The sequence below is a fragment of the Vibrio sp. 10N.261.55.A10 genome (assembly GCF_041470825.1).
GTDB classification, from domain to species: domain Bacteria; phylum Pseudomonadota; class Gammaproteobacteria; order Enterobacterales; family Vibrionaceae; genus Vibrio; species Vibrio crassostreae_C.
The window spans coordinates 149,628-170,689 of sequence record NZ_JBFRNC010000030.1; the positions used below are offsets into that span (position 1 = coordinate 149,628).

A 21,062-nucleotide genomic window follows, 5' to 3' on the forward strand; every position below is an offset into this window, starting at 1 on the left:
TTATTGCTCCTTACGCTGAGCTAAGAAGTTGAACTGTGCAGCGGTTGCTAATAAGAACCACGCACCATGAGGGATCCATTGCTCACCCCAGCGCCAGTTTTGAAGCATGTCATCTTTTTGTGCTGGTGGATTGAACGCAATGTCTTGTTCATCTTCAAAACCAGCTGTGATGCCATTACAGATACCGCCTTTCGCATTGAAGAACCCAAGCTGAGGTAGGTAGTCTGGGTTGTTATGGCCATGACCATCGAGCATGCACATGTGGTATGGGTTGAGGCCCAAGATCCAATCAAGGCTATTTTGTGAAAGCTGGATTAAGCGCTCTTGAAGTTCGCTATCTTTAATGTGCGGTTGAACTAGGTAAGCCATGGTTGCGAGTGAGCCAAGGCGTGCGTTCTCGCCTTGCCACCAGTAACCGGTTTCGTTCTGTTGAGCGACGAAGAAGGCATCACGTTTATCACCATCGACAGATTTAACGTATTGTCTTGGATAGCCAAATGGGTTGGTGACTTTGTCGGTGATGTTGATTTCGAACTGACAAGCTTGTTCAACAACTGTGCGCGCCTGTTCTTTTAATTCAGCATCGGTTTCATTGTCGATGTATTCACATAGTGCAATCACAGGAAGACCGGCTTCAGCTGCGTGAAAGTATGGACGAGAGCCATCAGAGTTTGCCGACCAGAAGTGCTCAAATGAATCATCGGATTGCTGACGAGAGATTAAACGAGTCGCCCAAGTTCTTGCTTCTGATTGGTATTGCTGGTCTTGTGTTACGCGATACAGCTCATTGGCTGCGAGTAGGGCGCAATACTCATCGATGATGTTCTCTTCACCATCGTTTAGATACTGGAGGTTGTACTCTTTTAGATGCCAGTAACCCTTAACAGCCGTTTCAAGGTATGTGTGGCTCGAGTAGCTGCCAGAGATTTCAAGCTCAGAAGCTGCGGCTAATGCTGCGATAGCAACACCTGCACCTTGTCGGTAGCCCGCTTGTAAGTCCGTTGATTTATGACCTTCTTGAGTCGCATAAGCGCAGATATCGCGTTGGTTGATATCTTTGCTCCATTTGTCGAATACCGTCATATAGAAGTATCCGTCAGCGTCTTGCATACGCACTAAGAAGTCGGCACCGAACAGAGCCTCTTCCGTTAGACGAGTCATGGAGAATTTCGGGAAGTCTGGGTTATGGCCAGTCAAGCGTACGCTTTTTAGCATGTTCCAAACGACCATCGGAATTTGTTGTGGGTTTAGGTAGTTACCATAAGACAGGTGGCTAAAATACTTACTGACATCACCTGATGCGTCATACCATCCACCGTGGACATCGACGTATCGGTCGGTACCTAGAATTTGTGCTTGTCGATCTTTTTTGTCGAAAATCCCGCCACAGCGTTGTGACTTAAAGTAATGAAGCACATCAGAAAACGTGTGGTTCATTAATAGGTTGCTACCAATCTCAAATACTTCTGAACGCAGGTTGTCAAAACGTAGGTAGTAGCGACCAGATTCAGTGACTGAACTGAAATCAATAGTGAAGAATTGCCCTTGATGCCAATTTGCTACGCGGCCTTGTTTAACCACATCAAAATTTCCGACAGTCATATGGTTGTCAGCACAGACGAGTAGAGCCGTAGTGCTTGATAGGCGAGCTTTCTTAGTTTGTAGGATAGCTTGCTTCGGGCCTGTGGGCTCATAGCCAATATGGTTGGTCAATAACAGCATCAATATTCTCCGACAGTCCTAGTTTCTATTGGCTAGGTACTTGAATGTTTTGGATATAAATAGTTAGGGTCCGAAGACCCTAACTTGGGTTTTATTGCTTAGCTTTCGTGTAGGTAACAGCGCACAAAGTGGTTATCAGCGAGCTGCGTAACCCCTGGTAGCTGCTCTTTGCACTTATCCATTGCGTGAGTACATCGGCCTGCAAATGGGCAGCCTGCTGATACTGGTGTCCACAGAGGAATCTCACCTTTGTTGCCTGCAAGTTGCTCGTGGATCGACTTCTTAGGATCTGGAACGGCCGAAACAAGCAATTGGGTGTATGGGTGCTGAGGGTTAGCAATCACGTCATCGGTATCGCCCCATTCCACCATGTGTCCCACGTACATCACCGAAAGGTCTTCAGCGATGTAACGAGCGGTTGCGATATCGTGAGTGATGTAAAGCAGAGACATTTGCTTCTCGAACTTCATCTCTTCCATCAGGTTCAAAACACCGGCACGAATCGATACATCAAGCATTGAAGTTGGCTCATCAGCTAGTACAACTTCGGCACCTACCGCGATGTTGCGGGCTAGGTTGACACGTTGACGCTGACCACCAGACAGTTGGTGAGGGTATTTCTTCGCCGTCTCTTTTGGCGGAATGAGACCTACTTGCTCTAAAAGATCGTAAACGCGTTCTTCTAGCTCTTTCTTGTTGCCCGGAGATACTTTCTTGTGGATCAACAGTGGTCGAGCAATGTGGTGGAAGATATTGTGCGTTGGGTTCAATGAACCAAACGGGTCTTGCCATACCATCTGCACGCCTTCACGGTAGTGCATAAGATCTTTTCTGCTTGAGATCTCTTGGATATCACGACCTTTGTATTCGATCGTGCCGCCTGAAGGTGCGTACATTTTTGCGATCATTTTTGCGGTTGTTGATTTGCCTGAACCAGACTCACCAACCACTGCTAGGCCACGGCTTTTGTACATCTTGAATGACACGTCGTTAATCGCACGCATCATTGGGGTTTGAATGGTGGTACTGCTTATTGGGAAGTCTTTTACGACATTCTTGCCTTCTACCAATAATTGACCGAAATCTTTGCTCATAATTGTCTCCAGAATCCTTATTCGCTTTGCTTGTTTTTAGGCGGTCGAGCCGCCTTGTTCGTTATTCACGCTGAGTCAGCGTGCAAGCTATAGCTTCCTTTGTACTATTGGGTTACCGTACAGGTGGCAGTTAGACAAATGTCCCGGGTCGATAGAACGCAGCTTGGTTGGCACCTTGGTACACTTTTCATGTACACGGTCACAACGAGCTTGGAAACGACACCCTTCAGGGATCTCTAACAGGTTCAGAGGGTTACCCGGAATACCTGCTAACTTTGTCTTTGGCCCTGTCAGTGGAGGGAAAGAATTTCCCAGCCCTTTGGTGTAAGGGTGGTAAGGGTTTTCTAGAATATCTTGAGAGTTAGCCACTTCGATTAGCTCACCTGAGTACATGATGCCGATGCGGTCAGAGAACTCGACCATCAATGACAAGTCATGGGTGATGAACAGAATTGAGAAGCCAAATTCTTCTTTTAGTGCATAGATCTTTTGTAGGATTTCGCGTTGCACAACCACATCAAGTGCGGTTGTCGGCTCATCCATAATGATCAGCTTTGGATTCAGTGCTAACGCGATAGCAATAACCAAGCGCTGACGCATGCCGCCAGAGAATTGGTGAGGATAGTCACTCAATCGGCTCGGGTGAATATCGACGATTTCAAGTAGACCTTCAGCACGCTGCTTAGCTTGCTCGCGAGTCATGTTGGTGTGACGCATGATTACGTCACAGAACTGCTCTTCCATCGGTAGTACTGGGTTGAGTGCGTTCATCGCGCTCTGGAATACCATCGACATCTCACTCCAACGGAACGACTGCATACGGTCATCACTGTATTCAAGGATGTTCTCACCGTTGAAGATAACCTCACCACCACTGATGTAAGCGGGCGGCTTATGAAGACGCATAAGAGAGAAAGCGACCGTTGATTTACCACAGCCAGATTCACCAGCTAGGCCGAAGACTTCACCTGGAGCGATGTCGAAACTTACGTTGTTACACGCACGAACATCGCCAGACTCTGTGATGTAATCCACGCATAAGTTGCGGATAGAAATTAGTGGTTCAGACATGATTATTTATCTCCGCTCCAAAGTGCATTTTGTGGTGGTAGTTCCGGTTCACGTTCTTCTTTGTCTTGAGCTGCTAGTTTCTTCCAACGCTTCATGCCTTTGTGAGAACGCAGTTGCGGGTTAGCAATTTCATCGACCGCGAAGTTAAGTAGAGCAAGACCAGTTACAAGTAGTGTCAATGCGATACAAGGAGCCAACAGTTCCCACCAAGCGCCAATCAGCATTGATGAAGAGGTTTGAACGTTGTAAAGCATGATGCCCCAGCTGATTGTGTTCGGGTCACCAAGACCTAGGAACGAGATGGTTGCTTCCATCATGATTGCGTACATCACCGAACCGATGAAGCTTGCGCCAACGATAGAGATAAGGTTTGGCAGAATCTCTACGAAGATGATGCGGAATGAAGACTCACCCAAAACTTCAGCGGCTTTTACAAACTCTTTTTCACGCAGTGCTAAGGTTTGGGAGCGAACAACACGGGCACCCCAAGCCCAAGACATAAAGCCGATAACCAAGGTTATGGTGAGTGGCCCTGCCTCACCGATAAAGGCTGCTACTACGAACAGTAATGGGTATTGAGGGATTACCAGCATGATGTTCATTGCGGCTGTTAGAACGTCATCGACACGGCCACCGAAGTAACCTGCAGAAACACCAATAACAGTTGCGAGTAAACATACGGTTAGACCCGCACCAAAACCTACAGCAAGAGATACGCGTGCGCCGTATACCACTTGAGACCAAACGTCACGACCCATACGAGTTGTACCTAGTACGTGGTCTGCCTTTTTAGACATGATCAATGTACGACGGTCGTCTGCTAGATTTTGAGCAACCCAGCCATCAGGGTTAGTTTGTGCAGACTTCACCACGAAACCAGGATATTCGTGTGGGTTACCTGTACGCTTGTCTGGTACATGTTTGGTGATTAATGGAGCTGCAATCGCGCCAAGAATAAAAATACTTAGGATGATGACGCCTGTTAGGGCCATCGGGTTACGCCAAATGAGTTTTAGAAAGTCTTTCATGATTATTTACCACCCTTACGAAGACGAGGGTCAAGAACAACGTAAAGCATGTCTGCAACTAGGTTAAAGAACAGCATGAATAGCGTCATGATAAGCAGCTGACCTTGCAGTACTTGGTAGTCACGAGCGTTAATTGCGTTGAAAAGTACGCTGCCAAGACCCGGGTAGTTAAAGATGATTTCGATAATTAACTGACCGCCGATTGCCATACCTAGCGACATTGACAGGGCTGTCACACTAGGTAGCATCGCGTTACGAGCTGCGTAGTTGAATACCACTCGGTTTTCGCTCAGGCCTTTGCCTTTCGCCATGGTGATGTAGTCTTCGGCTAATAGGTTGATCATGTTGTTACGCATGTTTACTAGGAAGCCACCAATTTGAACAACAGAAGCACAGAACAGTGGTAAGAAGGCGTGGTAAGCGACATCTTTAATGAATGCCCAGCTTGTCCAATCAGGTATAGTACCAGCGGTGTAGGCATACCCTGTTGGGAACCACTTCAAGCCAATTGCAAAGGTAAATAGTGCAATCATCGCGATAACAACTTGAGGAACGGCTTGTAGAATCAGCATCCCTGGCGTTACGAAGGCATCGTACTTACTGCCGCGTTTCCACGCTGCGAAAATACCTAGGATTGAACCAATCGAGAAAGAAAGAATAACTGCGGTGCCGGCTAAGAAAAGCGACCAACCGAATGCTCCACCCAACAGTGTGTTTACAGAAAGTGGGTAGAATTGAATTGATGTACCAAGTTCCCAGCTAAGAATGTTCTTCATGTACGCCACGTATTGAACTAAGTAGCCACCATCAACGAAGCCTAATAGTTCTTTCATTGCAGCAATACGCTCTGGAGTAACTTGTACAGAAGCGTTCGCAAACATCATGGTAACTGGGTCACCAGGCATTGCTCTTGGAATAATAAAGTTTAACGTCGCAGCAACTAATAGCGCGACAAAATAAAATGACAAACGTCTTAAAAAATAACCCATAACTCACACCTTACTCACCCAGATTGTTTCCCTGTTTCTGGATTCAGGTCGCTCCTAGCGAAATTTGGAACGAAAAACCCCCTGACGACTAGCGCCATACTTTCAATTGAGAGTGTGGGGATTTTTATAAGCGGCGTAAGAGGTTACGCCGCAAGGATTGAACGATTACTTATTTAACTGGTTTTAGGTCCAGTACATGAAGTAGACGCTCTGGAATACCAGCCCAAATGTTTGGACGGCCTTTTGGATTTTCTTCGTTCCACCAACCAGTGAAGCGAGTTGTGTTGTATTGGTACATGTAAGCACCAGACATCACAGGGATTGTCACTTGGTCTGCAGCGATGATTTGCTGGATACCGTGTGCAATGTCTAGCTGCTCGTTCTTATCAGCTGTTTTGTAGAAGCTGTTTAGAAGACCATCTAGCTTGTCGTTTTTGTAGAAGTGCATTGCGAAACGAGGCATACCATCACCAGATTGTAGTGATGAGTTGTAAGCACTGTTCCAGTACGTGTATGGATCCGCACCGTGGAAGTAGTTTGTGTATGCTACGTCGTATGTACCTTCAAGCATTGCTTGGTTGTAAACAGAGAAGTCAGGTGTACGAGCTTTTGCTTTAATACCGATTTCGTTTAGCTGTTCTACCGCTAGTTGAACTGTGTTGTTGAAGTCAGTCCAGCCGTTTGGCGATTGAATCATTAGTTCGAAAGACTTGCCTGATGGAGTGTCAACAAAACCATCTTTGTTTACATCTTTGAAGCCAGCGTCAGCAAGAAGCTTCTTCGCGCCTTCAGCGTTGTAAGTGTTGAAGCCTTTGTACTTGTCATGAGTTTTTTCATCAGACCAAGCTTCAAACGCGTAGCCAAGACCCGATGCGAAATCGTTTACAGTACCGCCACCGTAGAATGCGATGTCGATGATAGTTTGACGGTCAAGAGCCATAGAGAAAGCACGACGGAAGTCAACGTTGCTCAATGCTTCATGCTTCGCAGCATCAGGGTGCTTGAAGTTAACGATGAATGCCTGTGTACCTGCTGGCGGGTACCAGTAGTGGTGTTTAGGGCTAGCTGCTGCGTATGTACGATCGATATCTGGAACGAAAGAAGACGTCCAGTCCATTTCACTGTTTACAACTTTACCTAGGAATTGGTCGTTGTTCGCAATTTGTGGAACACGTAGACAGTCAACATCTAGGTTGTCTGCATCCCAGTAGTTCGGGTTTGCACACTGGATGTATAGCTGCGCTGTAAACGTATCGATTTCTGTAAATGGACCAGAACCTACCGGGTTCTCATTGGTAAACGTTGATGGATCTTTAACGTCTTTCCAGATGTGCTTAGGTACTACAGGTACTTTAGCAATCTCGTAAGGTACGTTTGAGTTTGCTTCTGTTAGTGTGAACTTAACTTGGTTGTCGTTCAGTTTTTCTACAGAAGTTACCCAAGAGTTGATACCAGATTGGTCAAGCTCTGGCTTCTCTTTTACAAGGTTGAAAGAAAAAACAACATCATCAGCAGAGAAAGTTTCTCCGTCTGACCATTTAACACCCTTGCGAATGTCGAAAACAACGCTCATCAGATCATCTGACATCTTGAAGTTTTCAGCTAGACGGAACACTGGAGTGTTACCGTGCATTTCGTTAAATACTACTAGCGGCTCATACATGAAGTCAGTTGTAGTATGTAGGTTAGTAGCACCAAGGTACGGGTTAAAGTTACGTACGAATGTAGTGTACTCTTTCGGGTGAACGGTCAGTTCACTGCGTTCTGCAGCGGTTGCTACTGATGCAAAACCTGTTGTAGCAGTTGCAATAATTGCTGTTGCTATTGCTGTTTTTTTTATATTGGCAAGCATAGCTGTTCCTTACTATTTGCTTTCATTTCACTAATGGATTGAATGTTATCTGTCGCTAAATTGTTTAGTAGATACACACTCTGGTTAAAGGCCTACCTCTTCTTCGTTGCTCCAGATTCATCGTTGATTCTGAGAAGTGGTAAGAGTGGCCTGTAGGCCTTTGGCAGTAGTAAGAAAACACCTTATCGATGAATTAATCAAACTCGTTTCCCGTCAAAAACGTTAAAAACACACAACCCCACGTCATTAACGTCAAAATAGGTTGCTTTGGTGGTTTTTCGTACGCAATTGTTAAAGTGATGTGACTCGCATTTGGTTTTGAGGTTCTTGCAGGTTGTAAGTGGCCACTAACTTTAAAGGCTTTTTATTATAATGCCTTACCCTACGTTGGTATAATTGTAGATCTCGGTCACTTGCCAGTTTTACGTTAAATTTCCCTAGAAAATTAAATCTGCCGTTCTGTTGTGACTCGCTTCTCAAACTGCAACAAAGAGTCAGATATGATTGAGAATAGAACGAAAAGTACTGACGGTTACGAGCTCACACTGTACGTAATTGGCGTGAATTCCTCCTTGTTTAAGGGCGTAAAAAAAGTGCGTTGCAAGCGATGGGATTCTACTTTTTGTGATTATTAGGCGTACAAAAAAGCCCACGCTAGGTGGGCTCCATTATTCAAAGTATCGTGATGTTGGTTCAGGGATTAACTGGTCAGTAGTTTCTGAAGTTTATCTCTTAGCATCTCAATATGGGTTCTTTCTGGCGTCTGTTCTTTACAGTGTTCCAGTATGAATTCGATTGAGCTCAGTACCGTTCGCCAGCGAGGGGTTTTCGGTAGGGTTTCTACGCGTAGGTATTTGTCTAGCGTTCGAGTTTGCAGCGTACTGCGGTCTAAGTAGACGCGCCACAAGCCACTCTTCTCGGCGAAAGCAAACTTGGTTTCACCAGTCACCGATTCCCAGTAGATGATGGCATTCGTCATCGCATCGACCAGTACCTCACGCATTAACTCTTGCTTGTTTTTACCTTCACCGGTTGCCTTGTCAGCAAGACGAGTAAATTCTCCGCCAAGCTCTTTCAGCTGCTGTAACTTATCTTTGTCGCCTTCAAAGGCATAACTAGAGAGAGCCTCAACCGCCGTTTCAAGGTTATTGATTCGGTTTGAGTTAACACCACCACCTACATTAAAGATATACATGGTGTCGAGCCCTGAGCCTTCAGGCAGCTTAAGGATGTCACTTGGTATGCGCTGACGTGTGTCATCTATATAGATATCAATGTCACCGCAGTAGTGGGCTTGTTCTACCTTAAGGTATTTAGGTGCAATGATCTCGTCAGCCATTGAGCGTTTGAGTTGCTCCTGTCCGCGTCTGAATAGCTTAGCTGCGGCTTCGTTAGCAAAGCGAATGCGTTGGTCATCACGAATACAGATGATGGCTTCAGGTGCCGATTCTAGTTGCTCTAGTAAGCGGCCTTGAGTTTCTAGCAAGTTAGCTTCAACCATCGCTCTATGTTTGAGCTCGAGTTGCAGTTGGTCGTTTTCAAGGCGTCTCTGTTCAGCTTTACTTGCTGATAGATGCGCTGTTATTCGAGCCGCTAATTCTTGTTTGTTGAACGGTTTAGACAAGTAGTCATTGGCACCCGCTTCGAAACCTCGAACACGGTCTTCTGCTTGGTTGAGGGCTGTTAGCATGATGATTGGCAACTGAGCATGGTCATACTGTTTACGCAGTGCTTCACAAACCTGATAGCCGCTCATTCCTGGCATCATGATGTCGAGTAGAAGCAGCTCTGGCTTCTCTTTCTCAATCAGTTCAATGGTTTCAGGGCCATCACATGCAGTACGTACTCGATAACCTTCTAACTTCAAGAAGCTGTCTAATACTCGCAGGTTAACCGGCTCATCATCGGCGATAACCAATAACGGGCCATCTGGGTTTTCACTGATAACACTATTTTCTTGTTGGCTGTTATCAATTAAATCAGGCGCTTGGAAGTGCGAGTAGTGACCTGATTCGTTGTAACTGTCTAACTCATCTTGAGTAGCTAGGGGCAGGGTAAAGCTAAACGTAGTGCCGAGCATTGGTTGGCTACTAACGTACAGTGAACCGCCCATTAGCTCGATCAACTGACGACTGATCGATAATCCAAGCCCTGCACCTTGGCGGTAGTTACTCGCATCTTGGCCTGCTTGAATCAATGGCTCAAAGATGTGCTCAAGGTACTCGGCCGGTATACCTTGGCCAGTATCGACAACTTGTACACGAATGTTGTCATCGATAACGCTGGCAGAGATAACAATTTTACCTTCTGAGGTGTACTTGATGGCATTGCCGACCAAGTTATACATCACTTGCTCAAGTCGTTGAGGATCCGATGAAACCAGACCTAAATCACTTGGGACTTGGTTAATAATACGGATTGGCTTATTGCCCAATAGGTGATGAGACAACTCTAGGACCAAGCTGGTGGCTGCCGACAAATCAACGGCTGATTTCTTAATATCTAAGCTGCCATAGCGCATCTTGTGATAATCAAGCAGATCATCAACCAAGGTCGCCAATCTCTGACCGCTATTGATGATGATATCCAACTGATATTTCTGATTAGCAGGAATAGGGCCGTTAGCTCCAGATATCAACGCTTCAGCGATACCCACCATGCCATGCAGTGGTGTTCTCAATTCATGTGAAGTAGTCGCTAAGAACTCATCTTTGAGTTTATTTGCCAGTTGTAACTCTTCGTTTTGCTTTTGAATGGTCTTAAGGTTGTCCTCAAGCTCATCGTTTTGGCTTTTGATGAGCTGCATTTTTTCACGAATAGATCGCTGCATTCTTTCGAAGCTCACCGCGAGTCGGCCTATCTCATCTTTGCGCTCGGTATTGATCATGGTTTCATCGAGATCACCCGCCGATACTTTTTCGGCAGCCCACGTCAGTTTAAGCAGTGGGGATGTGATGAAGTTAGACAGATAGTGCGATGCAACGACTACCAGAATGATCGCCGTTAGCATCACGATCAGGAAGATCTTTTCTAACTGATGAATACGGGCAAACGCCTCTTTCTCTGGCAGCTCTACGACAAGAGCCCATGTTGCGTATTTCAGCTCAATTGGCGTATATGCCGCGATGATCGCTTGATCTAGGGTGTTGTCGAAGGTGCCAACCGCTGTTTCGCCAGCCAATGCTTTATCGACAACATCTAGGCTCAAGTTGATAGATTCTTGTGAATGAGCAAGGCTACGCGGCAGGTGATCATCACCTACAAGCAGCGTTTGAATATTCGAACTCTTGTTGAGATCCGCAATCAACTTAGTAATGCCGTTGATTGGTAGCCTAAACATCGCGTAACTGTGTAGGTAGCCTTGTTGAACGATAGGTGCGCCTAGCCATGCGGTCTGTTTGCCATTCTCGTCTTTAAAGTCAGAAACGATAACCGGCGTGTAATCTTCGTTAGATTTGCGTCGGTCGGTTACGTCTTTGGCTAGCCGTTGAAAGGTAATACCTAGGTTGGAGTCCTTGTATTTTCCTGTCAGCAGATTGGTGCCGTAATCGTCATTTTTAAAGACGGAATAAGCGACGTTACCGTTGATATCAACTAAGAGAATATCGTCAAAATCAGAGCGTTTAAGCAGTTCTAGGTAAGCATTATGGTAGCGCTTGTGGAGCAGGCGATAACGCTCGCTGCCAATAAAGCTGCTGGATTCAGGGAGGATCGACGTTTTGATTTGATCGCCAGAGCCTTGAATATAGCGCTGCTGTGCATTACTGCGTGCCTCGTCAATATCTAACCCCAATCGTTGAAATGCATTGATCAAACCATAAAATCGCCCGCCACTGGCATTGGCCAATTCTGAGCGAACAAAGCCCATCACTTGGGATTCTTGAGCTTGTAGGTAATCGACAATTTGCTGCTGCTTAGTATCACGAACCGAAACAAGGTGTGAGGTGCTTTGTTCCTGGAGATCCTGACTGTGCGATTGGAGGAAAAATATCGCGATAAGTGTCACAGGGGTAATACTGAGGACAAGAAATGCCAGCATTAGGGTATTTTGAAGGCGCTTAAACTTCTGCTTACGATAGAATCTAAACATAAATTGGGTACTACTTTCCTTTGATGTACTGCTAAAAGGGGCGAAAACAAGTACAGAGAATAGAATTAACGGGTTCCAATTTAACGAAATTAACGAGTTTTTTTACTTTGACAAGTAAGTGGTATTTAAAGCGTGTGCAAAAGCTCATTTTTATAGAGTTTTGACAAAAATATGAACAGACAGCGCAGATAATGACCCTGCGCTGTGCTAGAGAGGTTATTTGTTTGCGTGATAGATCGCGAATTTAGTGGTCTTATTTAGAGTCGAGCATTTTCCAAACGCTTGTTCAATAATTGGAATGTATTTTAAGAAACTATTCGCAACAATAATCATCTCACCAGAACGCTTCAAATGCTTAGGAGCCTGAGAAAGTAAGGTCTCAGTCGCGTTGTAACTAGTGTCTAAACCTGAATGGAATGGTGGGTTACTGATGATGAACTGGTAGTCTTGTGCGGTATCAGAATAGACATCTGAAGCGAATACTTTACCCGTTAAACCATTCGCTTCTAGCGTTGCTTGGCTTGATGCCACGGCAAATGCACTGATGTCGCACATTTCTAGCTCGATATCAGGATTACGAGATGCCATGACCGCGCCTAAGACGCCTGCACCACAACCAAAATCCAGTACCTTGCCTTTTAGTTTTGGCAGAGTATCCAACAGAAGTTGGCTACCGACATCGAATTGACCGTGACTGAAGACGCCAGGAAGGCTTTTTACCGTCAGAGGTTGTTCATCAATGTTAACCGTGTAGGTCTTAAACCAGTCTTGCAGGTTGAACGCTTGTGGTTGATCGAAGCATTGACCCCAGTAGAAAGAGCAACGACGCGCTGAATCGTATTTAACAACTTTGCCGTAAGGAGCAAACATCTTCTCGATGCTTTTCACGCCTGAACGGTTTTCACCAACCACGACGATCTCGGTATCTTTACCTAGCTTGGCAAATAGCATCGCCAACAGAAATTCCGCTTCTGCTTTGGCTTTTGGCCAGTACAGCATCACTAAGTCGGCTTTGGTCTCTTCGGTAAACTCAGCCCCGTAAAAACGTTGGATGGTGTTGCAACCCTCCAGTTGACGGTAGTAGCTGTAATTAGAAGTAAACACAGAGACAGATTCACAATGCTTCGCTAACTCAACAGGGAACAAGTCTTCTGCCTCACCGGCAACTAAAACATGTTTGCCTTCAAAGTAGGCGAGTTGGCGTTGAGCAATCTGGCTTGGGGCAATATAAGCTGACATAGGACACTCTGTTGAATCGTTAGCAAAAAATGAGGGCGGATTTTCGCATAATCCGCCCAAAGCTTGAAGTGTTTAATACTCGTTCGCCAATCAAGTTGACGTCAAGTTCGTTAACTCTTGTCTTGCTGGTTTAAAAAGTCCTTAAACTCTTCATCGTAGATGTTGAATAGGACAATGGTAATCGCAAAAATCAATGGTCCGTAGATAAGACCAATTAGGCCAAACAGTTGAATACCACCCAATAGTGAGAAGAAGATCATCAGGGTATTCATGCCTGCACTGCCTTGCATCAGCAGCGGACGTAGCAGGTTATCAATTGAACCAACAATCGCTACACAGTAAACCGTTAGGAAAATCGCCCACGTGGTATCACCAGTTAGGAACAAGTAGGTTGCTGCTGGGATCCAGATTAATGCAGTACCCACTACTGGGATGAAAGAGGCAAAGCCCATCATTGTGCCCCAGAATAGACCTGGGAAACCAGCAATCCACATACCTAAACCGCCGGCAAAACCTTGTGCGATTGCGGTTAAGAATGAGCCCATTACTGCTGATTTAGATACTTGCTCTATCTCTGTTAGAAGTTTGTCTTCTTGGCTACGAGACAGCGGCAGAATATGACGAACCACACTGATGATTTTGTCGTGATCTCTTAATAAGAAGAACAAAACGAACAACATCAAGAAGAAATCCATCAAGAAATTGGTCGCGTCACCTAAGATTTTCGCACTGATACCAACTAGCTTAGAACCAAAGCTGGTCGCAAACTCACCGACTTTTTGTGCGATGGCTTGGGGCTCAATGTTGTCGAAAGGCAGGTAGTTATTCACAAATGACAGCGCTTTGACCACTAACGGGTGAGCAAACAGAGTCTGAATGCCACCGTGGGTCACCCATTGGTAAGTATTCTGAGAGAACAGAGAACCTTGCTGAACAATTGCTGCGAATACTGCCAATAAAGGGATAACAATAATGAAAGTCAGAATCACACAAGACAGCAGAGAGACGATGTTTTCTTTATTCGGGAGCTTTTTTTCAAGCCACTCATGGATTGGGAACATCAATAGTGAAATGATAAAGGCCATCACGATAGAGTTAACGTATGGCTCGATAAGCAAGTAACAAGCATAAGCCGCCGCGAGTAGGGCAATGATGATCACCCAGTGGCTGGAATTGATTTTGAGTTTTTCTGACACGGTAATGGTCTCTATATTTGCGTTCTGAGTTTATAATGGCTGCAAAACAGAGAGTTAGCAATGAGGAGTTTTGATAATGGGATGCTGTAATAAAGATAAGAAATGCCAAGACGAAGAACAGCAAACAAAAAAAGAGATCCCTTGGTTCAGAATGTTCCTTGGTACCTTGATGTTGTTGGTTTTCCTTTTCTGGGAACGTTAATGCTTTTGGTTCAGCTTTAGCCTTAGTCGACGGCTAAATAAGCTGTCATATTTGTGGCTGGTGAGCGCGATATATAAAAAAGGGCTGCATTTAATGCAGCCCTAAATTCAATCGGTTAGCGACTTATAAAGTGCTTTCGATTATTTGCTTTCAGCAGCAATGATCGCAAGAGAGCGGTCAGCAGCTTCTAGTGTTGCATCAAGTTCTTTTGAACCATGAGCAAGAGAAGTAAAGCTTGCTTCGAATGCTGAAGGTGCAAGGTAAACACCGTGATCTAACATTAGGTGGAAGAAGCGCTTGAAGCGTTCTACATCACACTTAGTTACATCTTCGTAGCACGTCACAGTTTCTTGGTCAGTGAAGAAGAAACCAAACATACCGCCAACTTGATGAACTAGCATCGGGATGCCGTGCTTGTCAGCAAGTTGCTTGAAGCCTTTTGCCAACTGCTTAGTTTTTGAAGCTAGACGCTTTTCGTTGCCTTCTTCTCGTAGAAGGTTCAAACATGCGTAGCCAGCAGCCATTGCAACAGGGTTACCTGAAAGCGTACCCGCTTGGTAAACAGGGCCAGTTGGTGCGATGTATTGCATCACGTCTTTACGACCACCGAAAGCACCGACAGGCATGCCGCCGCCAATCACTTTACCAAGACACGTTAGGTCTGGCTTGATGTTGTAGTAAGCCTGAGCACAACCTTCAGCAACGCGGAAACCTGTCATTACTTCATCAAAGATTAGCAATGCACCTTCTTGATCACAGATTTCACGTAGACCTTCGTGGAAGCCTTCTACAGGAGGGATACAGTTCATGTTACCCGCTACTGGCTCAACGATGATACAAGCGATCTCGCCTTTGTTTGCTGCGAAGATTTCACGTACTGAATCTAGATTGTTGAAGGTTGCCGTTAATGTCAGCTTAGCAAAGTCAGCCGGTACACCAGGAGAGCTTGGTTGACCTAAAGTCAGTGCGCCGGAACCAGCTTTTACCAGTAGACTGTCTGCGTGGCCGTGGTAGCAGCCTTCAAACTTAAGAATTTTGTCACGACCAGTGAAGCCACGAGCTAGACGAATCGCGCTCATTGTTGCTTCTGTACCTGAGCTCACCATACGTAGCTGTTCCATTGATGGAACCATCTCAGATACCAGTTCAGCCATTTTGATTTCAGTTTCGGTTGGAGCACCGAAGCTAAGGCCGCGTTGAGCTGCTGCAATAACTGCGTCACGAATAACCGCGTGGTTGTGACCAAGGATCATTGGACCCCAAGAGCCAACGTAATCGATATACGCTTTACCATCAGCATCAAAAATAAGTGGGCCATCAGCGCGTTCAACGAAGATTGGAGAACCACCTACGCCATTGAATGCACGAACTGGAGAGTTTACGCCACCAGGAATGGTTTGCTGTGCTTTTTCGTACAGCTCTGCTGATTTGGTCATTGATATATCCTCTTTTGACTGTCGGACCAATTGGCACGCATTGTACCTATCCCTAATCCAACTAGGAATGCTTTCGCCCAGATAATCACCCGAATCTGGTTGTTTTGTGTGGTTACACGTTTTAATTGTTAGATATTGGCGAGTTTACAGCAGTAAAAGGACCGATCCTGTGGTGAATACTTGAACGTTTCAGTCAGGTATTAGATAATCACCGGAATATAAGAAAATACTCAACAACTATGGTCTCGAATTAGATTTGTATCATGTTGTTTTTGACACAGGTAAGAGAGGTTGTCGTGAGCGAAGTAAATATCCCATTGTCTTTTTCTGATGCAGCAGCTACCCGCGTACAAACGCTAATTGCTGAAGAAGAAAACCCAGAACTAAAACTGCGTGTATACATTACAGGTGGTGGTTGTAGCGGTTTCCAATACGGCTTCACATTTGATGAAAAAGTAAATGATGGCGACACTACAATTGTAAACAGCGGTGTAACGCTGGTTGTTGATCCAATGAGCCTACAGTACCTAATGGGCGGCATGGTTGATTACACTGAAGGCCTAGAAGGCGCACGCTTCTTTGTGAACAACCCGAACGCTACAACAACATGTGGTTGTGGCGCATCATTCAGCGTATAGCATGAGTTGAAAATAGCTTGAGATCAAAGCTGTATTAGATACATTTCAAACGCCGAACTTATGTTCGGCGTTTTTGTTTTTACTTAGTAACTTATTACTTTTCAAAGCATTCCTCTCATTTTTAGTACACGGCATATTTTTTAAACTGTCGATAGCGTCCAACTTCGTTGAGGATTGGTCTGTTAAGGTTACCTTTGTGCATAAGGAAGTTGCACATCACGCTATTAAGCCAACTAGCGCGCCTGAATGACATCGGACAAAAGGATTTGTTATGCCCACTCTATTTTCTAACTCACCACTTTTTCAGAAATTGAAGCAGCCGTGGCTGGTTTCTCTGACTCTAGTCGTGTTGTTGTCGATCTGGCTTGGTTTAGGCGTAGGGCAAGCAGAAGAGTCGCCTGAGAAAAAAGCAACAGAAATTCCGTTGGCTAAGGTTTCCTTTCAAACCTTCACCTCATCACCGACCTTTAAAACGATTGATCTCTATGGAAGAACTGCGCCCGATAGGCATGCTCGTCTAGGTGCAGAAGTCGCGGGCAAGATTGTCAGATTGAACGTTGTTAAGGGGGATATGGTTAAAGCAGGACAAGCCATTGCCCAGATAGATAAGGGTGATTTAGAGATTCAACTAGAGCGAGCCTCGGCTTTATATCGCTTGAAGCAGAAAGAGTTCAAAGCGGCGCAGTCACTGAAGAAAAGAGGACTGCAAGGCGAAATCGCCTACACCACCGCAGAGGCTTCACTAACGGAAGCAAAGGCCATGAAGCGCAATGCGGAATTGGCTTTAAAGAACACTGTGATTACTTCGCCTTTTTCGGGTGTGGTTCAAGACTTGATGGTTGAGCTTGGTGACTTTGTTGGGGTTGGCGATCCGGTCGCGGGAGTGATTGACCTCGATCCTCTGGTCATCGAAGCCGATGTCAGTGAACGTCATATCCAGCATTTGTTAGTTAATCAGTCTGCCTTGGTTCGCTTGTTGGGAAGAGAAGAAGCGGAAGGCCGCTTACGTTATGTTTCTCGAATCTCTTCTGCTTCTACTAATACTTTTCCAATCGAGATTGAAATCGATAACTCCAAAGGCCTATTACCTGCAGGTGTCAGTGCCGAAGTAAAACTCAACCTAGAAACAAGAGACGCAATCAAGATAACACCGGCGATGCTGGCATTGGATGAGGCGGGTAACCTCGGGGTCAAAACCTTGGTTTCAGTCGATGACTCACCAACGGTGAAGTTTGTAGGCATTCAGCTAGTAAAGGCCGAACAAGATGGAGTGTGGCTCACGGGGCTAGGTCAACGCGTCGATATCATCACAGTAGGCCAAGGGTTTGTGCGTGATGGTGATTCGGTGATTGCTGTTGAGCAAGTCGCTGAACTCTCTAACGTAACCGCAGAGTAGGAGATAACCGATGTATTCAATTATTGATGCAGCCTTGTCTCGTGCTCGAACAATGCTCTCCCTTTTAGCGTTAATCCTTGTAGCCGGTGTCGTCACCTATATCACTATACCTAAGGAATCGAGCCCAGACATTACCATCCCAATTATCTATGTTTCGGTCGGGCACCAAGGGATCTCGCCAACGGATGCAGAACGTTTATTGGTTCGACCTATTGAGCAAGAGCTGAGGTCGATTGAAGGCGTAAAAGAGATGACAGCAACCGCAGCAGAAGGGCATGCCTCTGTTGTGTTGGAGTTTAATGTTGGCGTCGATCTCACCAAAGCAATGGCCGATGTGCGTGACGCGGTTGATCTGGCTAAACCAAAACTACCAGAAGACAGTGACGAACCGACCGTAAATGAGGTGACGCTGGCTTCTGAGCAACCTGTTTTGTCTGTTGTGCTATTCGGTACCGTTCCTGAGCGCACCATAGTGCAAATTGCCCGAGAGCTTGGAGACAAATTAGAAAGCTATCGCCAAATCCTTGAAGTCGATATTGCGGGCGATCGCGCTGACATCGTCGAGATCATTGTCGATCCGTTATTGATGGAGAGCTACAGCTTAGATCAAGCGGATATCTATAATCTGATCGCTCTGAACAATCGAGTGGTGGCCGCAGGTTTTGTTGATACTGGCTACGGACGTTTTTCTGTCAAAGTCCCTTCGGTATTTAACTCCTTAAAAGACGTGCTTGAGTTGCCTATTAAAGTGGATGGCAAGCAGGTGGTCACTTTTGGCGATGTCGCTACGGTTCGTCGAGCGTTTCGAGATCCTGAAAGTTTTGCTCGTTTAGATGGCAAATCTGCGGTGGTGTTGGATATCAAGAAGCGTGCAGGTGAGAACATCATCGAAACCGTTGAGCTAGTCAAAGCGGTAATGGCTGGTGCTCAGCAGCAAGCGGAATGGCCAAATAACCTGTTGGTCAAATACACCTGGGATGAATCTAAAGATGTGAAGATCATGCTTAATGATCTGCAAAACAATATCTTATCCGCCATTATTCTGGTGGTGATCGTTATCATCGCCATTCTTGGTGTGCGTACCGCTTTGTTAGTGGGTATTTCCATTCCAGGCTCATTCCTAACCGGGTTATTGGTTCTTTCGGTGTTTGGCTTAACCGTCAACATCGTAGTGCTGTTCTCTCTGATTATGGCGGTGGGGATGCTAGTAGACGGTGCGATTGTGGTGACCGAATTTGCAGACAGGCGAATGCAAGAGGGTGAAGGGCGCAAAGCCGCTTACCGAGATGCAGCGAAACGGATGGCGTGGCCGATAACCGCATCGACTGCCACAACCTTAGCCGCATTTGCCCCGTTACTGTTTTGGCCTGATGTGACGGGCGAATTTATGAAGTTCTTACCACTAACTCTGATCGCGACTTTAACTGCATCATTGATCATGGCGTTGTTGTTTGTGCCCGTGCTGGGCGGTTTGATTGGCAAACCTCAATACGTATCGTCTAAAAGCCAAGCTCGAATGGTCGCACTGCATAATGGTGACTTTTCACAGGCTACTGGTTTAACCAAGGCTTACTACCACACGCTTTCTTTAGCGATTAAACACCCCTTTAAGATTTTGTTCAGTGCGGCACTGCTCGCGGTTGCAGTTGGTTTTACTTATTCAAAAGCGGGTCTAGGTGCAGAGTTCTTCCCAGAAGTTGATCCGCCATTCTTTAATGTCAAAGTTCGCTCGCATGGGGATCTGTCTATCCAAGAAAAGGATGACATCATGCGTGATATTGAACTGATGATGCTCAATCATGATGAGTTCGATACCGTTTACACGCGTACTGGTGGTGACGACCAGATTGGTTTGATCTCAATTACGCCTGTTGACTGGCAATATCGACGCAGCGTTAAGGCGATTATTGATGAGTTGAAGGTACAAACCGATCAATACGCTGGTGTTGAGATTGAATATAAGTTCCCTGATGCTGGGCCTCCGGTTGAAAATGACTTAGTGATTGAGCTGTCGGCAAGAACTCCAGAGCAGCTCAATCAGGCTGCAAAAATTGTGAGAGGTTGGGCTGATGGAAATAAAGCACTGACCAATATCAGCGATACTGCGAGTAAAGATGGCATCGATTGGAAGGTGGATATTCGCCGCGACGATGCTGCGCGTTTTGCAGCTGATGCGACCTTAGTGGGTAATACCGTTCAATTCGTGACTAATGGTCTCAAGATTGGTGATTATCTGCCCGATGACTCTTCAGAAGAGGTCGATATCTTGGTGCGCTACCCTAATGATAAGCGTGATATCGGGCGCTTCGACCAGCTTAGGGTGAAAACGCCAGCAGGTTTAGTACCTATTACTAATTTCGCTCAGATCGTTCCCGACCATAAGCAAGACACCATTAAACGCCTTGATGGCAAGCGTGTGGTGAACATCATGGCGGATATGGAAGAAGGGTATAACCTTGCTCTCGAACTACCAAAGATCGAACAAGCATTGAGTGAGCTAGGGCTGCCGAGTAGCGTGGAATTTCGCATCCGTGGTCAAAACGAAGAACAAGAAAACTCGTCAGCCTTTTTACAAAGTGCTTTCTTGGTTGCTTTGGCGATAATGGCTTTGATTCTGATTACTCAGTTCAATAGCTTCTATCAAGCGTTTTTGATTCTGAGTGCTGTATTGTTTTCGACCGTTGGCGTGTTCGTTGGCTTACTGATCTTCCAACGTCCGTTTGGCATTGTGATGTCGGGAATTGGGGTAATAGCGCTCGCCGGCATAGTCGTGAACAACAACATCGTGTTGATTGATACTTATAATCGGCTCATCAAAAGAGGCTTGGACAAGCGAGATGCGATTCTAAGAACCGGAGTTCAGCGTTTAAGGCCAGTAATGCTCACGACGGTTACGACTATCTTAGGTTTAATGCCGATGGTGTTAGAGATGAACATCGACCTGATTAATCAAAAGATAGAGTTTGGCGCGCCAAGTACACAATGGTGGTCACAGCTTGCGACCGCTATTGCTGGTGGTTTGGCGTTTGCCACGGTGCTGACTTTAGTATTAACCCCTTGTTTGTTAATGCTTGGACGGAACAACAAACCTGAAAAACAGTAGCTAGTT

Annotated in this window: 13 protein-coding genes; 3 read left to right on the plus strand and 10 right to left on the minus strand. The window is 45.7% G+C overall.

Annotated features, from left to right (window positions below; all coding sequences use genetic code 11):
* The 10 genes from AB4274_RS10410 to hemL form a co-directional block, all read right to left on the minus strand.
* Nucleotides 1-1,722, minus strand: a complete 1,722-nt coding sequence (locus tag AB4274_RS10410) for a glycoside hydrolase family 9 protein (protein WP_372111966.1) — start codon at nt 1,720-1,722, stop codon at nt 1-3.
* 98 nt (nt 1,723-1,820) lie between these two features.
* The gene (locus AB4274_RS10415; protein WP_017059411.1) at nt 1,821-2,816 is read right to left on the minus strand and encodes an ABC transporter ATP-binding protein; all 996 of its coding nucleotides are present in this window, start codon (nt 2,814-2,816) and stop codon (nt 1,821-1,823) included.
* Between the two features lie 87 nt (nt 2,817-2,903).
* On the minus strand, nt 2,904-3,887 hold the full coding sequence (locus AB4274_RS10420) for an ABC transporter ATP-binding protein (RefSeq protein ID WP_372111968.1): 984 nt from the start codon (nt 3,885-3,887) through the stop codon (nt 2,904-2,906).
* Between the two features lie 2 nt (nt 3,888-3,889).
* The gene (locus AB4274_RS10425) at nt 3,890-4,915 is read right to left on the minus strand and encodes an ABC transporter permease (protein WP_017056648.1); all 1,026 of its coding nucleotides are present in this window, start codon (nt 4,913-4,915) and stop codon (nt 3,890-3,892) included.
* 2 nt (nt 4,916-4,917) lie between these two features.
* Entirely contained in the window at nt 4,918-5,904 is a 987-nt protein-coding gene (locus tag AB4274_RS10430; RefSeq protein WP_017059409.1) for an ABC transporter permease, read from the minus strand.
* Between the two features lie 169 nt (nt 5,905-6,073).
* Nucleotides 6,074-7,756, minus strand: coding sequence for an ABC transporter substrate-binding protein (locus AB4274_RS10435; RefSeq protein ID WP_017056650.1), 1,683 nt, complete (start codon nt 7,754-7,756; stop codon nt 6,074-6,076).
* Between the two features lie 700 nt (nt 7,757-8,456).
* Nucleotides 8,457-11,846 carry a response regulator gene (locus AB4274_RS10440; protein WP_372111970.1) on the minus strand — a complete coding sequence of 1,130 codons (3,390 nt, stop codon included), beginning with the start codon at nt 11,844-11,846 and terminating at the stop codon, nt 8,457-8,459.
* Nucleotides 11,847-12,062: 216 nt separating this feature from the next.
* Nucleotides 12,063-13,085 carry a 16S rRNA (guanine(1207)-N(2))-methyltransferase RsmC gene (rsmC, locus tag AB4274_RS10445; protein ID WP_372111972.1) on the minus strand — a complete coding sequence of 341 codons (1,023 nt, stop codon included), beginning with the start codon at nt 13,083-13,085 and terminating at the stop codon, nt 12,063-12,065.
* 110 nt (nt 13,086-13,195) lie between these two features.
* On the minus strand, nt 13,196-14,281 hold the full coding sequence (locus AB4274_RS10450) for an AI-2E family transporter (protein WP_136981638.1): 1,086 nt from the start codon (nt 14,279-14,281) through the stop codon (nt 13,196-13,198).
* 342 nt (nt 14,282-14,623) lie between these two features.
* Nucleotides 14,624-15,919: a glutamate-1-semialdehyde 2,1-aminomutase gene (hemL, locus tag AB4274_RS10455; RefSeq protein ID WP_010436060.1), complete on the minus strand. Its 1,296-nt coding sequence runs from the start codon at nt 15,917-15,919 to the stop codon at nt 14,624-14,626.
* A 296-nt stretch (nt 15,920-16,215) separates the two neighbouring features.
* Here hemL and erpA point away from each other — a divergent pair, with 296 nt between their 5' ends.
* The 3 genes from erpA to AB4274_RS10470 all read left to right on the plus strand — a co-directional run bounded on the left by erpA (nt 16,216) and on the right by AB4274_RS10470 (nt 21,056).
* Complete coding sequence (erpA, locus tag AB4274_RS10460; protein WP_004734539.1) at nt 16,216-16,557, plus strand: iron-sulfur cluster insertion protein ErpA; 342 nt, start codon at nt 16,216-16,218, stop codon at nt 16,555-16,557.
* A gap of 271 nt (nt 16,558-16,828) precedes the next feature.
* A complete protein-coding gene (locus AB4274_RS10465) occupies nt 16,829-17,953 on the plus strand; it encodes an efflux RND transporter periplasmic adaptor subunit (RefSeq protein WP_372111974.1) in 1,125 nt (374 codons plus the stop codon).
* A 10-nt stretch (nt 17,954-17,963) separates the two neighbouring features.
* Complete coding sequence (locus tag AB4274_RS10470) at nt 17,964-21,056, plus strand: efflux RND transporter permease subunit (protein WP_136977820.1); 3,093 nt, start codon at nt 17,964-17,966, stop codon at nt 21,054-21,056.
* Nucleotides 21,057-21,062: the final 6 nt, after the last annotated feature.

Coding starts and splice junctions, on each gene's coding strand:
- AB4274_RS10410 (WP_372111966.1), bottom strand. CDS start 1,722: ATGCTGTTATTGACCAACCATATTGGCTATGAGCCCACAGGCCCGAAG.
- AB4274_RS10415 (WP_017059411.1), bottom strand. CDS start 2,816: ATGAGCAAAGATTTCGGTCAATTATTGGTAGAAGGCAAGAATGTCGTA.
- AB4274_RS10420 (WP_372111968.1), bottom strand. CDS start 3,887: ATGTCTGAACCACTAATTTCTATCCGCAACTTATGCGTGGATTACATC.
- AB4274_RS10425 (WP_017056648.1), bottom strand. CDS start 4,915: ATGAAAGACTTTCTAAAACTCATTTGGCGTAACCCGATGGCCCTAACA.
- AB4274_RS10430 (WP_017059409.1), bottom strand. CDS start 5,904: ATGGGTTATTTTTTAAGACGTTTGTCATTTTATTTTGTCGCGCTATTA.
- AB4274_RS10435 (WP_017056650.1), bottom strand. CDS start 7,756: ATGCTTGCCAATATAAAAAAAACAGCAATAGCAACAGCAATTATTGCA.
- AB4274_RS10440 (WP_372111970.1), bottom strand. CDS start 11,846: ATGTTTAGATTCTATCGTAAGCAGAAGTTTAAGCGCCTTCAAAATACC.
- rsmC (WP_372111972.1), bottom strand. CDS start 13,085: ATGTCAGCTTATATTGCCCCAAGCCAGATTGCTCAACGCCAACTCGCC.
- hemL (WP_010436060.1), bottom strand. CDS start 15,919: ATGACCAAATCAGCAGAGCTGTACGAAAAAGCACAGCAAACCATTCCT.
- AB4274_RS10465 (WP_372111974.1), top strand. CDS start 16,829: ATGCCCACTCTATTTTCTAACTCACCACTTTTTCAGAAATTGAAGCAG.
- AB4274_RS10470 (WP_136977820.1), top strand. CDS start 17,964: ATGTATTCAATTATTGATGCAGCCTTGTCTCGTGCTCGAACAATGCTC.